Source organism: Pseudomonas sp. B21-054, assembly GCF_026016345.1.
In the GTDB taxonomy this organism is placed as follows: Bacteria; Pseudomonadota; Gammaproteobacteria; order Pseudomonadales; family Pseudomonadaceae; genus Aquipseudomonas.
This window is the reverse complement of the sequence record NZ_CP087204.1, coordinates 6,321,083-6,337,027: the sequence shown is the minus strand read 5'-3', so window position 1 is coordinate 6,337,027 and position 15,945 is coordinate 6,321,083. Positions and strand designations below refer to the sequence as shown.

The 15,945-nt window shown below is 61.2% G+C and carries 10 protein-coding genes; 8 read left to right on the top strand and 2 right to left on the bottom strand.

The annotated features are described in order from the left end of the window. Positions 1-10 precede the first annotated feature (10 nt). The 5 genes from LOY70_RS27600 to LOY70_RS27580 all read left to right on the top strand — a co-directional run bounded on the left by LOY70_RS27600 (position 11) and on the right by LOY70_RS27580 (position 9,558). Positions 11-781, top strand: a complete 771-nt coding sequence (locus LOY70_RS27600; RefSeq protein ID WP_025215873.1) for an electron transfer flavoprotein subunit beta — start codon at positions 11-13, stop codon at positions 779-781. A gap of 320 nt (positions 782-1,101) precedes the next feature. Further along, a complete protein-coding gene (locus LOY70_RS27595; RefSeq protein WP_265031677.1) occupies positions 1,102-1,668 on the top strand; it encodes a GNAT family N-acetyltransferase in 567 nt (188 codons plus the stop codon). A gap of 1,134 nt (positions 1,669-2,802) precedes the next feature. Continuing rightward, positions 2,803-6,255, top strand: a complete 3,453-nt coding sequence (locus LOY70_RS27590; protein WP_265031675.1) for a GMC oxidoreductase — start codon at positions 2,803-2,805, stop codon at positions 6,253-6,255. A gap of 162 nt (positions 6,256-6,417) precedes the next feature. After that, a complete protein-coding gene (locus LOY70_RS27585) occupies positions 6,418-8,286 on the top strand; it encodes a hypothetical protein (RefSeq protein WP_265031673.1) in 1,869 nt (622 codons plus the stop codon). 27 nt (positions 8,287-8,313) lie between these two features. Continuing rightward, the gene (locus tag LOY70_RS27580) at positions 8,314-9,558 is read left to right on the top strand and encodes a metallophosphoesterase (RefSeq protein WP_265031672.1); all 1,245 of its coding nucleotides are present in this window, start codon (positions 8,314-8,316) and stop codon (positions 9,556-9,558) included. 102 nt (positions 9,559-9,660) lie between these two features. Here LOY70_RS27580 and gbcA read toward each other — a convergent pair whose 3' ends face one another. Beyond that, positions 9,661-10,956 (bottom strand): glycine-betaine demethylase subunit GbcA, encoded by a 1,296-nt coding sequence (gbcA, locus tag LOY70_RS27575; RefSeq protein ID WP_265031670.1) that lies wholly within the window; start codon positions 10,954-10,956, stop codon positions 9,661-9,663. Between the two features lie 284 nt (positions 10,957-11,240). On the opposite strand from gbcA, the gene gbcB reads away from it, so the two are divergent. Beyond that, the gene (gene gbcB, locus LOY70_RS27570; RefSeq protein ID WP_265031668.1) at positions 11,241-12,341 is read left to right on the top strand and encodes a glycine-betaine demethylase subunit GbcB; all 1,101 of its coding nucleotides are present in this window, start codon (positions 11,241-11,243) and stop codon (positions 12,339-12,341) included. 220 nt (positions 12,342-12,561) lie between these two features. On the opposite strand, the gene LOY70_RS27565 is transcribed toward gbcB, so the two are convergent. Continuing rightward, entirely contained in the window at positions 12,562-13,602 is a 1,041-nt protein-coding gene (locus LOY70_RS27565; protein WP_123416106.1) for a threonine aldolase family protein, read from the bottom strand. A gap of 197 nt (positions 13,603-13,799) precedes the next feature. Here LOY70_RS27565 and LOY70_RS27560 point away from each other — a divergent pair, with 197 nt between their 5' ends. Next, the gene (locus LOY70_RS27560; RefSeq protein ID WP_265031665.1) at positions 13,800-14,525 is read left to right on the top strand and encodes a conjugal transfer protein TraX; all 726 of its coding nucleotides are present in this window, start codon (positions 13,800-13,802) and stop codon (positions 14,523-14,525) included. Positions 14,526-14,671: 146 nt separating this feature from the next. Then, on the top strand, positions 14,672-15,925 hold the full coding sequence (gene glyA / locus LOY70_RS27555; protein WP_047228145.1) for a serine hydroxymethyltransferase: 1,254 nt from the start codon (positions 14,672-14,674) through the stop codon (positions 15,923-15,925). Positions 15,926-15,945 lie beyond the last annotated feature (20 nt).

Here is a 15,945-nt window from a genome sequence, read left to right as displayed (position 1 = left end):
GGATTCAACCATGAGTACTCAAGTGATCAGCCTGGTGTCCATCGGTGCCCACCCGACCTCGGGTCGGCCTCGGCGTGCCGAACAGGATGCCCGCGCCGTGGAACTGGGCCTGCAACTGGCCGGCAACGACCTGCAGGTGCTGCACGCAGGCGACGTCGCCGAACCGGCCTTGCGCGCTTATTTGGGCATGGGCCTGGATGAACTGCACGTGCTGGAAAACCCCATCGGCGCCGATGCGCTGCCGGCCCTGACCGACTACTTGCGCGACGTCGGCGCCCAAGTGGTGCTCACCGGTAGCCAGGCGGAAACCGGTGAAGGTTCGGGGATGCTGCCCTTCCTGCTGGCGGAAAACCTCGGCTGGCCGCTGGTGGTGGGGCTGGCTCAGGTCGAATCCATCGACAACGGCGTGGCCCTGGTGCTGCAAGCCTTGCCCCGTGGCCAACGGCGTCGCCTGAAAGTGCGCCTGCCATTCTTGGCCACTGTGGATAACGCCGCACCCAAGCCTCGGCAAAGCGCGTTTGGCCCGGCGCGGCGCGGGGCCTTGCACGCTGAAGAGGTGGAGGTGATCGACGACACCTTGCTGGCGGTGGCGACCCTGCAACCGGCCAAGCCACGGCCCAAACGCTTGAAAGTGATCAAGGCCAAGAGCGGCGCCGACCGTATGAAGGCCGCCACGGCCAAGGCCAGCGGCGGAGGCGGCCAGGTGCTCAAGGGCGTGAGTCCGGAGGCCGGGGCCGAGGCGATTCTCAAGCTGTTGATTGAGGAAGGGGTTGTTCGCTAAACCCGGGAACACCTAAATCCCCTGTGGGAGCGAGCTTGCTCGCGATGGCGGCGTGTCAGCAACATCAATGCTACTGATCCACCGCTATCGCGAGCAAGCTCGCTCCCACAGGAGGCATGTGTTTACCCACAATGCCTGAATGCGCCTCTGTGGATAACCTGTTCGGCGCCTGCCGCACACCAGGCCGCTCAGGCCTGCACTCAAAAAACACCCACCTGACCTGTTGCAACATCCGGCCATAAAACCACTGGCCTGGCGGGTTGCCGCGTCCCAAGCCTGTGGGTAAAAAAGGTCGTTTCATCGCCAATGGAGTCCCCTCAATGGAAGTAGAAATTCGTCCCGCCTTGCCCACGGATACCCGCGAGATTGCTCGTTTGTTCCGAATCTCCTCGGAGGGCGCATCGGATTACATCTGGAGCCAGCTGGCGGAGCCAGGCCAGGACCTTCTTGAGGTGGGCGCCGCGCGTTATGCCCGGGAAGACGTCGATTTTTCCTACCAGAATTGCCTTGTCGCCCAGGCCGACGGACAGGTCATCGGCATGATGCACGCTTATGTGACGCGTCATGATCCACAGGCGACCCCAGTGACAGATCCGATCCTGGCACCCTACGCCGACATGGAAATCGCCGATACCCTCTATATCTCGAGCCTGGCCCTTCATGAAGGTTGGCGCAACAAGGGACTGGGCGTGCGTTTTCTCGAGCGGGCCCAGCAGCGTGTCGATCAATTGCAACTCAACGGCCTGAGCCTGATCGACTATGCCGCGAACACCGGCGCCCGGCGCTTTTACGAGCGCCATGGCTTCAGCATCGTCAAGACCTGCCAGGTTGTTCCGCATCCGATGATTCGGGTGACGGGTGCGGCGTATCTCATGCATCGGCCTTAACCGTCATGGCGGCAACCCTTGTGCGAGGCACAGGTTGGCCCGAATCCCTGTGGGAGCGGGCTTGCTCGCGAAAGCGGTGGGTCAGTCGGTCCAAATGAGACTGACAAAATGCATTCGCGAGCAAGCCCGCTCCCACAGGGGCATGTGTTACCCACAATCGCTGTGCGCGCCTCTGTGGATAACCTGTTCGCCCCTCGCGGTACACCACGCCAACCGGGCTCTCCAAGGCAGTGCTCAAAAAACAACCAGGCTAACCTACGGTTTTTCCTGGGTTTTATGGGTGAATAAGTTTCGGTTCATGTCCATACTTGCCCCCAATCTCTGTTGGCGCTTCTGTGGATAAGATGTTCGCTATCCTCTACAAGCCATACGAAGCGGGGCTTTCATGGGATTGATCAATAAATGATCAAATCGCCTTTTCTATCCAGAAAATCCCTTTGGAACTGTCATTTACAGAGCGTTGAAGGGGTTTTCCACAGATTCGTCAAAATTACCCCCAAACACTGTTGGCGCTTCTGTGGATAAGGTGTTCGCTCTCCTCCACGCGTCAGGCCTGGCAAGGCTTTCAAGCCGCTGATCAATAATTGACCTATCTGCCATGAAAACCGTCATTGTTCATAAGTCACGGTTTTTATTCGCTTTCTCGTCAGAAAAATTTCGTTCGCGCCGCACTTGTCCCCATTTGCTGTGGGTGGTCGTGTGGATAAGTTGTTTGCGGAAGGCTACAAGCCACGGCGGGTATAGGCGAAAACGCGATAGATCAAATTTCATACAGTTCTAAGGAACTCCCTTGACGGACGTCAGTCGCCTGTCTTCACTCAGGGCACAAGGACACACCGCAACTGTATCCACATCAGGTTCAGGGAGAACGCATGATGGATAGCCAGCCCCCTCGCTCGTATTTATTTTCTCCTGTGACGTGCGTCCCGACGTGTCCCACCTCGTTGCCCAAACGGCCTGTTCGCCGCGCCGTCAATCTGCGTGCGCGGCTATAGCGCCCCAGTAGGTCCCCGCGTTCCCCCCGTAACACCGCTGACTGCCGCTCGAACCCGCACGGGATAGTGGCCAGGCGTTCGTGCGCCTGATTTGCAGGCAACCGCAGAGTTGCCCCATTTGCCTTGAGAGGACTTGAACATGACACGGATCTCGACCCCCATCAGTGACATCCAGGAGCATTACGACGTGATCGTCATCGGCTCGGGCTACGGCGGCGGTATCGCTGCTTCGCGCCTGTCCCGGGCCGGACGCAAAGTGTGCCTGCTGGAGCGTGGCCGGGAGATCCAGCCCGGCGAGTACCCCAACACCATGCTCGCCGCCACCGAGGAACTGCAGGTGCACGACCCGGACGGCCACATCGGTTCGCGCACCGGGCTGTTCGACCTGCACGTCAACGCCCAGCAGAACGTGGTGGTCGGTTGCGGCCTGGGCGGCACGTCGCTGATCAATGCCAACGTTTCCCTCGAACCGGAGCCCGGTGTGTTCGATGATCCGCGCTGGCCGCTGGCGGTGCGTGAACACCGCGACACGCTGCTCAAGGAGGGCTATGCGCGGGCCCGGGAGATGCTCAAGCCCAATCCTTATCCGGATTCGTCGCCGAAGCTGCCCAAGCTCGACGCCAACCGCAAATCGGCGAGTTACCTCAAGCAGGACGCGCATTTCTACAAGCCGCCCATCAACGTGACGTTCGACAAGCTGCCCAACAACCTCAATCACGTCGGTGTCGAGCAATTGCCGTGCAACGGTTGTGGCGATTGTGTCTCGGGGTGTAACAACAAGGCGAAGAACACCACGCTGATGAATTACCTGCCAGACGCCTGGAACCACGGCGCGGAAATTTTCTGCCAGGCCGAAGTCAGGCACCTGGAACGCGACGGCAATGGCTGGATCGTGCACTTCCAGTACCTGGACAGCGGCCGCGAGCTGTTCTCGGCGCCGACCCTGTTCGTGCGCGCCGACATCGTGGTGGTGTCCGCCGGAACCCTGGGTTCCACCGAGATCATGTTGCGTTCCCGGGACAAAGGCCTGTCGATGTCCGCCCAGTTGGGCGAGAACATGAGCGGCAACGGCGACATCCTCGGCTTTGGCCACAACTGCGACCAGACCATCAACGGCATTGGCTTCGGCGCTCATTCGGCCAAGGAACTGGAACCGGTGGGCCCGTGCATCACGTCGATCATCGACATGCGCACCGAGGGCGATTGGCGCAGCCGCATGGTCATCGAGGAGGGCTCGATCCCCGGCGCCCTCGGCCGGCCCATGGTGCCGAGCATGGCCGCGTTCGCCGAGATGATCGGGGTGCCCACCGACACGGGCTTCGGGGCCAGCCTCAAATACAAAGGCCGGGAAGCCGAGAGTTTCCTGCGCGGGCCGTATCACGGCGCGCTGCATAACATGCAGACCTACCTGATCATGAGTCACGACAACGGCAAAGGCCGCATGGTGCTCGACAACAAGGATCAGTTGCGCATCGATTGGCCTGGCGTGGGTGAACAGGAAAACGTCACCCTCGGCAATGAGCGCTTGCACCAGAGCACCAAGGCGTTGGGTGGAATCTGGGTCGAGAACCCGATCTGGACCAAGCTGCTCAAGCACAGCATCGTTTCGGTCCATCCGTTGGGCGGTTGCGTGATGGGTGAAGACGCGACGCAAGGCGTGGTCAACCACAAGGGTCAGGTGTTCAGCGGCGCCAGCGGCACGGATGTCTACCCCGGCCTCTACGTGACCGACGGTGCGGTGATTCCCACTTCCCTGGCGGTCAACCCGCTGCTGACCATCTCGGCGGTGAGCGAGCGCAACATGGGCCTACTGGCAGCTGACCGGGGCTGGATCATCGACTACACGCTGCCCTCGGCTCCACGCAAAGCCGTGGCGCCGCCGACCCTCGGCGTGCAGTTCACCGAAACCATGAAGGGCTACTTTTCCAGCGCCTTTACCCAGGCCCAGGGCACCGACCTGACGTTGTACGAAGCGGCGGCCAAGCGCGGCAAGGCCGACAACTCGTCCATCGAGTTCACCCTGACCATCACCGCCGCCGATCTCAATCGGCTGATCAAGGAACCGGAACACGCCGCGACCCTGGTGGGCACCCTGGATGCGCCGCTGCTTTCGCCCAAGCCACTGGTCGCCAGCAATGGCGTGTTCAACCTGTTCGAGCAATACCAGGAACAGGTCGGCGTGCGGCACATGAACTACGACATGAAGCTGACTGCCGAGGACGGCCACGATTACTACTTCAGCGCCTTCAAGACCGTGCCCGAGGATGATGGCGTGCTGAACATCTGGCACGACACCAGCACGCTGTATGTCACGTTGTATCGCGGGCCGGACAAGACCGGCGAGGTGATCGGCTCGGGGGTGATGCACATCCTGCCGGCCGACTTCGCCAAACAGATGACCACCATGAAAGTACTCAACGCCCGCAACGAGCGTGAGCGCGTGGAGGCGCTGGCACGGTTCGGCAAATTCTTCGCCGGCATCTTGTGGGAGAGCTATGGCGGGGTCTTCGCCGGCGATATCTACTTCAACCCGGACGCACCGCCCCGGCTCAAACGGCCCCTGGATGCCCCGGCGCCGACTGTGCATTTCTTCCAGACCGAAGACAACGTCGAGTTGCGCCTGACCCGTTACCAGGCCGGCAGCAAAGGCCCGGTAATGCTGGTGCATGGCTTGGGCGTGGGCTCGAATATCTTCTCCACCGACACCATCCATACCAACTTGCTGGAGTACCTGTGCAAGCACGAGTACGACGTCTGGCTCCTCGACTTGCGGGTAAGCATCCTGTTGCCCGCCAGCAAGCACGAATGGAACGGCGACCAGGTGGCCCAGTACGATTTCAAGGCGGCCATCGAACAGATCCAGCAGGCGACCCTGGCCCGTGACGTGCAGTGCGTGGTGCATTGCTATGGCGCGACGACCTTCTTCATGTCGATGCTGGCGGGGTTGCAAGGGGTGCGCTCGGTGGTCTGCTCGCAGATCGCCGCCGACACGGTGGTCGCCACCGCCACCGGTTTGAAAGCCGGGCTGCACCTGCCGGGCATGCTCGACGCGATCGGCATCAAATCCCTCACGGCCTACGCCGACACCAAGGAAAACTGGTTCAACAAACTCTACGACAAGGCCCTCAACGGCTATGCCCGGATCGAGGCCCAAGGCTACTGCACCAACCCGGTCTGCCACCGCATCACGTTCATGTATGCGTCGCTGTACCGCCACGACACCCTCAACGAAACCCTGCACGACAACCTGCACGAATTGTTCGGCGAATCGAACATGCACACCTTCGAGCACCTGGCGCTGATCGTGCGCAAGGGGCACCTGGTGGACTTCAAGGGCAACGACGTCTACATGCCGCATTTCGATCGACTGAAGTTGCCGATCTGCTTCATCAGCGGCGCCGACAACCAGTGCTACCTGCCGCAGAGCACCCTCAAGACCTATGAGCGACTGTGCGATATGCACGGCCCGCAATTGTTCAGCCGCCACGAAGTGCCGGGCTACGGCCACATCGATTGCATGTTCGGCAAGGATGCGGTGGTGGATGTGTATCCGATCATTCTTGAGCACCTGGAGAAGACCGCCCTCGGTTGACGCAAGACCGAGTGGTCTGCATCGCGAGCAAGCTCGCTCCCACAGGGGCCATGTGCCGCTGATTTTGTGCACGCCACACATCCAGTGTGGGAGCGAGCTTGCTCGCGATGGCGATCGTCAGAGCGCCGCATATCGTGAGCCAAGAATAAGGAAAAGGATGCCATGAACACTTACATCCGCTGGTTCCAACGCATCATCTGGGTGGGGATTGTCATGAACATGGTCTTCGCGATTCCGGCGCTGTTCGCGCCGGCGTTGCTGACGTCCATGCTCGGCTTGCCACCCGTGTTGTCCGATCCCTGGCTGGAAAACAGCGGCATGTTGCTGGTGGGGATCAGCCTGTTCTACATGCCGTCGGGGTTCAACGCGCCGCGTTTCGTGGTGCATTCGTGGTTGTGCGTGCTGTCGCGGTTGGTGGCGGTGGTGTTCTGGATCTACTTGATCAACACCAACAACCAGGGCCCATTGTTCGTTCCCATGTTGATGGGCGACTTGAGTATGTTCCTGATCCTGGGCGTGCTGTTGTACCTGGGCTGCCCGGTGGCCAATCGACCCCTGGCCCTGCTCTGCGCCGGTTGGCGGGAATGGCGTGCCGGCTGGGCGCGGCGCTGGCACAGTCACGGCTTCAAGGTCGGCACGCTGGTGGTTGTGCTGGTCCTGGGTTTCATCGGCTACCAGACCTGGTACCAGATGATCCGCGAAGTGCCACAGCCAGACTTTGCCTCCGATGAAGATCATTACAAATACGCCGCCATCGGCCTGGGCATCGAGGCGCGCATCCCGTATTACCTGTTCGCCGTATTGCCGCAGATGTGCCCGGAAAAACTGCCCAAGCCGGGCGGCTACGAGGTGTTCGGGTTCCTCTATGAAAACGGCAACGACTTGCCCATCGGCATGGCCAAGCGGCAGCTCGGCTATCCCACCGTGGAGCCCAACTGCGCCCTGTGCCACACCGGCTCTTACCGGGCCAATGCCACGGATGTCGCGGTTCCGGTCGCCACTGCGCCGGCCAATACGCTGCAACTGCAAGCCTTCCAATGGTTCGCCTACGATTGCGCCAGTGACCCGAAATTCACCCCGGATGCGGTGATGGCGGCGATCAACAGCAAGTTCCAACTGGGTTTTTTCGAAAAGCTGTACAACCGTTACCTGATCATTCCGATGGCCAAGAGTGCGTTGCTCAAGCAGAAGCAGGCCTACGCCTGGCAGAAACTGCGTCCAGCCCAGGGGCCGGGCCGGACCGACACTTTCAACCCGACCAAAATGGTGGTGTTCGGCTTCCCGGATGACTCAACCATTGGCACCGTGGACTTGCCCCAGGTCTGGAACCAGAAGCCTCGTGAGTCGCTGTATCTGCACTGGGATGGCAATAACAACAACATCCATGAGCGCAATTACGCCGCGGCCATGGCCGTGGGCGCGACGCCGCAATCGGTACTGCCACCGAGTTTCAACCGGGTGACCAATTGGTTGCTGGGGCACAAGGCGCCCGCCTGGCCGTTCGCCCTGGACCAGGCGAAAGTCGCCCAGGGCAAACCGATCTGGGAGAAAAACTGCGCCGGTTGCCACGACTTCGGCCGCACCGACACGGGCCAGGTCACAACCAACATCGACCAGTTGGGCACCGATCCCCATCGCCTGAACTCGTTCACCACCGGCTTGGTGACGGCGTTCCATGGCTTCAAGAAACCACCGTTCGACTTCAGCGCCTACCGCAAGACCCAGAGCTACAGCAACACCCCCACCGACGGCGTCTGGCTGCGGGCGCCATACCTGCACAACGGCTCGGTGCCGACCCTGTGGGATTTGCTGCAACCGCCAGAGCAACGGCCGCCAGTGTTCTACACCGGCTCCGACATCTACGACCAGGAGAAGGTTGGCTTTATCACCAGCGGCGCGCAGATGAAGGCGTCGGCGGATTTCAAATACGACACCCGCCTGGAAGGCAACCACAACAGCGGTCACCTGTATGGCACGCAGCTGTCGGACGTCGACAAACGGGCCCTGATCGAATTCATGAAAACCCTGTAGCCCAGGGCACTGCGAAGGAGCGTCCACATGTCATTACTGCACCATTGGGAACATGAGTTCGACAAGGTCAAGGTCCGTCTGCACGGGTTGGTCACGCGGCTGGAGATGTCCTGGAAGAAACTCGTCAACGATCTGGAACCCGAGGAGTTCCAGGCCATCGTCAAGTTGCTGCAAAGGGGGCACGACCAGGCGCAGCACGTCATTGACCACGGCGACCTGCCGGATGATGAACCGGCCGTGCCCTGGGAACTGGCCCACGGCTTGTCGATCCTGAAGATCGGCAGCGCCAAGCCCTTGCCGCAAAGCGAGGACGAACTGCCGACACGGGTGCTCAAGGACGGTACCTTGCTTGGTTGTCGCAAATGGGAGTTGCTGGATTTGTTGTGGAGCGAGGCGCTGCTCAAGTGGATCGAGAACCTGCGCCACCATGCGCCGTTCGCCACCAACCCGGCGCTGGTGAAAATGGACAGCGACGTGATACTGGCCATCGCCGGCGACTGGGGTACCGGGCCTTTCGACAGCCATGCGCCAGCGGTGGCCGTCGCCAATCAGATGCAATTGGCCCAGGCCGACTTCACCATCCACTTGGGCGATGTGTACTACGCCGGCACCCATTCCCAGGAAGACGTCGATATGGTCGGCTGGCCCCAGGGCAAGCATGGCTCGTTCACCCTCAACTCCAACCACGAGATGTACAGCGGTGCCCATGGTTATTTCAAGGAACTGGCCAAGCGTTTCCCGGTGCAGCAGGGCACCAGTTACTTTGCCTTGTACAACGACGACTGGCTGGTGGTCGGCCTCGACAGCGCCTACGCCTCGGACGCGATGAACCTGTACATGGACGGTACCCTCAACACCCAGCAGATCGAGTGGATGAAAAGCCTGCCCAAGCGCAAGAAACTGATGGTGCTCAGCCATCACCAGGGCTTCGATATCTCCGGGCATCACAAGACTGCGCTTTACCAGCCGGTGTGCGATGCCTTGGGGCGTGAGCCGGATTACTGGTACTGGGGCCACTTGCACAACGGTATCTGCTACGCCACCCAGGGCGGGCTGCACGCGCGCTGCGCCGGGCACGGGGCGATTCCCTACGGCACCACCAGCGAACTGAACGGGCATGCCCGGGTGCTGTGGTCGGAAACCCAGTTGGCCGGGGACGAGGCGTATCCGGAGCGGGTGTTGAACGGGTATGTGAAGGTGCGGTTGGTGGGGGAGAACATCGAAGAGACGTTTTATGGGGAGGATGGGTCGGTGCGGTGGTCGTCGAAGTAATCGGCGTCCTCTAGGCCGCTATCGCGAGCAAGCTCGCTCCCACAGGGGTTCTGTGTCGTTCACAAAACCTGTGGGAGCGAGCTTGCTCGCGATGCTTCTGACTTAGCCCTGGACCGGAACGCCCTTGAGGTACGGCGCTGGCTCGGCCCCCAGGTTGTTGAGCATGCGCTCGCTGTACCAGTCCACGAAGTTCACCACGCCGAACTCATAGGTCTTGGAGTACGGGCCAGGCTGGTAGGCGGTGGAGTTGATGCCGCGCTGGTTTTCTTCGGCCAGGCGACGGTCCTGGTCGTTGGTGGCGTCCCAGACCTGGCGCATGCGCGCCACGTCGTAGTCCACGCCTTCGACTGCGTCCTTGTGCACGATCCACTTGGTGGTGACCATGGTTTCCTGGGCGCTGATCGGCCATACGGTGAACACAATGATGTGGTCGCCCATGCAGTGGTTCCACGAGTGCGGCAGGTGCAGGATGCGCATCGAGCCCAGGTCCGGGTTCTTGATGCGGCCCATCAGCTTGGCGCAGCCTTGCTTGCCGTCCATGGTCATCGACACGGTGCCTTTGAGCAGCGGCATGCGCACGATGCGGTTACGCAGGCCGAAGCTGGCGTGAGCGTAAGGGATCTTCTCGGCATCCCAGGCGGCGGCGGAGGCGGCCACGTGGTCCTTGAAGGCCTGGTCGGCCCGCGGGTCGGTGACGTCGTCCCATTCCAGCAGGGTCTTGAGCAGTTCCGGGTGCGCGCCGCCGCAGTGGTAGCACTCGCGGTTGTTTTCCAGCACCAGCTTCCAGTTGGCCTTTTCCATCAAGGTGGTTTGCACCGCCACCTTGGTGTTTTCCATGTCGTAGGGTTCCATGTAATGGGTCAAGGTCGCCAGGAAGTCATCAATGGCCGGCGGGTTCTGCGCCAGGCTGATGAAGATGTAGCCACCGGCGGTCTTCACGTTCACGGGTTTCAAGCCGTATTGCTTCATGTCGAAGTCGGCGCCCATTTCGGTGCCGGCGAACAGCAGGCGGCCGTCCAGTTCGTAGGTCCACTGGTGGTAATGGCAAACCAGTTTGGCGACCTTGCCCTTTTCACTGGTGCACAACCGTGAACCACGGTGACGGCAAACGTTATGGAAGGCATGCACCACGCCGTCGGCGCCGCGGATCACGATGATCGGGTTCTTGCCGACTTGCAGGGTCAGGTAATTGCCCTTGGCCGGGATTTCGCAGGTCATGCCGGCGATCAACCATTCCTTCTGGAAGATTTCCTGCATGTCGATATCAAACAGGCGCTCATCGCTGTAGAACGGCTGAGGCAGCGAGAACGTGCGCTCGCGCTCCTGTAGCATCTGTGCGGTGGCCTTGCGTGCGGGTTCCAGCGGATCGCCCAGGCTCAGGGTAGTGGTGACGTCCATCGTTTTATCCTCATGGCCCTCTACGTGACCATCAAAAAAGTGGCTGATCGGTTGTGCTACGCAAGGTGAAAAATAGTGTTTGTCTGTTGGGGCGAGTGTGGGCCCGCGCAGGGGCCGAACCTTATCCATGGGCGACATGGCCCAATCTGTTCCCGACGCGTAAGGCCCGGTAGTTAAGGGCTGGTCGCGATAAGTATGTGAATGTCGCAGATAGGTAAATGGCCGTTCAGGCGCCTGCGCACAATCGCCAACATGAAGGCCGGCAGTCGGCCGTGGAGATCAGCATGTCCAATAACTTCCTGAACCCGGTCACGACCCAGACCTGGGCCAATGGCCGACATATCGTACGTTGCGTCAAAGTCATCCAGGAAACCTGGGATGTGCGCACGTTCTGCTTCATGGCCGACCAGCCAATCATGTTCTTTTTCAAGCCGGGGCAGTTTGTCACCCTGGAGCTGGAAATCGAAGGCCAGCCGGTCATGCGTTCCTACACGATCTCCAGCTCGCCGTCGGTGCCCTACAGTTTTTCGGTGACCATCAAGCGCGTGCCGGGGGGCAAGGTGTCCAACTGGCTGCACGACACCCTGCACGAGGGCCAGGAGCTGGCGGTGCACGGGCCGGTGGGCTTGTTCAACGCCATCGACTTCTCCAGCCCCAAGGTGCTCTACCTCAGCGGCGGCGTCGGGATTACCCCGGTGATGTCCATGGCGCGCTGGTACTACGACACCAACGCCAACGTCGACATGGTGTTCATCCACAGCGCCCGCTCGCCCAAGGACATCATCTACCACCGCGAGCTGGAGCACATGGCGTCGCGGATCGACAACTTCAATCTGCATCTGATTTGTGAAAAACATGGCCTGGGCGAACCCTGGGCTGGTTATCGTGGCTACCTGAACCACAAGATGCTGGAACTGATGGCGCCGGACTTCCTGGAGCGCGAAGTATTCTGCTGCGGCCCGACGCCGTACATGAATGCGGTCAAGCGTCTATTGGAGAACGCCGGTTTCGACATGAAGCGTTATCACGAGGAGTCCTTCGGCGCCACGCCACCGGAAGCCCGCGCCGACGCCGTGGAACAGGCCGAACAGGCCGCCGATGCGCCGGAAGTCGACGCCGCGGACCTGCACCTGGTGGAGTTCACCTCTTCCGGCAAAAGCATTCGCGTGGGCCCCGGAGAAACCGTCCACGCTGCCGCTGCAAAACTCGGCATGATGATCCCCAAGGCCTGCGGCATGGGCATCTGCGGAACGTGCAAGGTATTGAAGCTGGGCGGGGAAGTGGAAATGGACCACAACGGCGGGATCACCGAGGACGACGAGGCCGAGGGTTACATCCTGTCGTGCTGCAGCGTGCCGAAGGGGGATGTGCGGATCGAGTTTTGATCCGTTCTCTCTGGCGGGTGATGAGCTCTTGTGGCGAGGGGATTTATCCCCGTTGGGCTGCGAAGCAGCCCTAAAACCAGGCACCCCGGTGTGTCAGATCAATCAGAGTCGGCTGTTTTGGGGCCGCTTCGCGCCCCAACGGGGATAAATCCCCTCGCCACAGGTTAACCATGTCCCCGGCCCAAGCAGTGGTGGGGAGCGGTCTTGAGTGAGTCTTTACTTAGCCCGCCATCACTTCCCGAATATCCGCCGCCAATTCCCGCACTCGTGCTTCTTCGGTATCCCACGAGCACATGAAGCGTGCGCCGCCCTTGCCGATGAAGGTGTAGAAGCGCCAGCCCTTGGCCGTGAGCGCGGCGATGGCCGGTTCCGAGAGTTGCAGGAACACGCCGTTGGCCTGGACCGGGAACATCAGTTCCACGCCGGGAATGTCGCTGACCAGTTGCGCGAGCAATTGGGCGCAGCGGTTGGCGTGGCGAGCGTGCTTGAGCCAGGCATCGTTGTGCAGCAGGCCGACCCAGGGCGCGGAGAGAAAGCGCATTTTCGAGGCCAGTTGCCCGGCTTGTTTGCAGCGGTAGTCGAAGTCCACCGCCAGGTCGTGATTGAAGAACAGGATCGCTTCACCCACCGCCATGCCGTTTTTCGTACCGCCGAAGCACAACACGTCCACGCCGACCTTCCAGGTCAGGTCCGCCGGGGAGCAGCCGAGGAAGGCGCAGGCATTGGAAAAGCGCGCGCCGTCCATGTGCAGGTTCAGCCCCAGCTCCTTGCAGGTGACGCTGATGGCGCGGATTTCATCCGGGGTGTAGACGCTGCCGACTTCCGTGGCCTGGGTCAGGGTCACGACCCGTGGCTTGGGATAATGAATGTCCTGGCGCTTGAGGGCGATCTCGCGGATCGACTCGGGGGTCAGCTTGCCGTTTTCAGTGCGTGCGACCAACAGCTTGGAACCATTGGAGAAAAACTCTGGCGCGCCACATTCGTCGGTTTCGACGTGGGCGGTTTCCGAGCAGATCACGCTGTGGTAACTCTGGCACAGTGAGGACAGCGCCAGGGAGTTGGCCGCCGTGCCATTGAACGCGAAGAACACTTCGCAGTCGGTTTCGAACAAGGCCCGGAAATCATCCGCCGCGCGATGGGTCCATTCGTCGTCACCGTAGGCGCGCTGATGGCCCTGGTTGGCTTCTTCCATGGCGGCCCAGGCTTCGGGGCAAATACCGGAATAGTTGTCGCTGGCAAACTGTTGACTCTTGTCGGTCATGGCCTTGCTCCTGAGGTAGAGAGTCCTGGGTAAAGAGTTCCCTGGCGGAATTCCCCGGGTGAGGGGTTCCATTGGTTCGGCGTGCTTGGGTCTGCAGCGCCGTGGTCGATGCTGGTGCGCACTTTACCCAAGATTAGCGAGGGAACACACCGGATGTTGCTGTCAGAAAGTCACAAAGCCATTGGGCCGCTGTACACATGAGTCGCCGTGACGGGGCACTTGACCTGCTCAAGTGGCTGGCTCTGCTGGCAATGGTGTTCGATCATCTTCGATATGTCGGCTTCTCCGTCGATTGGCTCTATGTGCCTGGACGCCTGGCGTTCCCGTGGTTCTGCCTGGCGATGGCGGCGAACCTGGGGCGTGCCGGGGCCAGCGCCAGCCCGTGGCGTTATCTGGGCTGGCTGCTGTTGTTCAGCGCCGTGAGCGAGATTCCCTACCGACTGTTCTTCCCCGACCCTGCCACCCTGAATGTACTGCCAACCCTGACCCTGGGGCTGTTGGTGGCGCGTAGCTGGCAGACGCCGACCCTGGAGGCGCGAGGCCTGGCGGTGGGGGCGTTGCTGTTGGCGGCGTTGTTTTCGTCGCAATTGATGTTCGGCTTCTTCGGCGTGCTGCTGCCGCTGGCGATGCTGCTGGTGTTGCGCCGGCCCTGGTATTTCGCGCTATTGCCAGGGTTGGTGTGCGTAGCGGCGAATCAATGGCGGGTCTTGTATGGCGCGGCGTGGCTGGGGGATGCGGTGGCGCTGTGGGGGCTGCTGGCTTGCCTGTTTGCGCCAGGGCTGGGGCTGTTGCTGTTGCGCCAGGCCGGTCGCCTTCATCCGCCGGCGATGCGGCGTTGGGCGTACGGCCTTTATCCGGCGCATTTCCTGGTCTTGCTCGTGGTTCGCCAGATCGCCACAGGGTCAGTGTTCCATTCCATTTGAGCGCATGTCGTAAACGCACCTTTGTGTGGCGTCCATAGGCATTTGACCTGCCTGCGCCGGCCATACCATCGCATCCAAAGGGCACGACCGAATGGTCCGTGCCTCACCGAGACGAAAGGCGCACCGCCGCCGCTGGGAGAGACGCGATGTTCAGCAAGCAAGATCAGATTCAAGGTTACGACGATGCACTGCTGGCGGCGATGAACGCCGAAGAGCAACGCCAGGAAGATCACATCGAGCTGATCGCGTCAGAAAACTACACCAGCAAGCGTGTGATGCAGGCCCAGGGCAGCGGCCTGACCAACAAGTACGCCGAAGGCTATCCGGGCAAGCGCTACTACGGTGGCTGTGAGCACGTCGACAAAGTCGAAGCCCTGGCCATCGAACGCGCCAAGCAACTGTTCGGTGCCGACTACGCCAACGTCCAGCCGCACTCCGGGTCTTCGGCCAACAGCGCCGTGTACCTGGCCTTGCTGCAGGCCGGCGACACCATCCTGGGCATGAGCCTGGCCCATGGCGGTCACCTGACCCACGGCGCCAAAGTGTCGTCCTCGGGCAAGCTCTACAACGCGGTGCAATATGGCATCGACACCACCACCGGCCTGATCGACTACGACGAAGTCGAGCGCCTGGCGGTCGAGCACAAGCCGAAAATGATCGTGGCCGGTTTCTCGGCTTACTCCAAGACCCTCGACTTCCCACGTTTCCGTCAGATCGCCGACAAAGTCGGTGCCCTGCTGTTCGTCGACATGGCCCACGTGGCCGGTCTGGTCGCCGCCGGTCTGTACCCGAACCCGCTGCCGTACGCCGACGTGGTCACCACCACCACCCACAAGACCCTGCGCGGTCCACGTGGTGGCCTGATCCTGGCCAAGGCCAACGAAGAGATCGAGAAAAAGCTCAACGCCGCGGTATTCCCGGGCGCCCAGGGTGGCCCGCTGATGCACGTGATCGCCGGCAAGGCGGTGTGCTTCAAGGAGGCGGCGGAGCCTGGCTTCAAGGCTTATCAGCAGCAAGTGATCGATAACGCCCAGGCCATGGCTGGCGTGTTCATCAAGCGCGGCTACGATGTAGTGTCCGGTGGCACCGATAACCACCTGTTCCTGGTCAGCCTGATCCGTCAGGGCCTGACCGGCAAGGACGCCGATGCTGCCCTGGGCCGCGCCCACATCACCGTCAACAAGAACGCCGTGCCGAACGACCCGCAATCGCCATTCGTGACGTCGGGCCTGCGCATCGGTACCCCGGCGGTGACCACCCGTGGCTTCAAGGTTACCCAGTGCGTGACGCTGGCCGGCTGGATCTGCGACATCCTCGACAACCTCGGCGACGCCGATGTCGAGGCCAACGTTGCCCAGCAAGTGGCGGCCCTGTGCGCGGACTTCCCGGTTTATCGCTGAGTCGGTTTTGGAGTAATGAC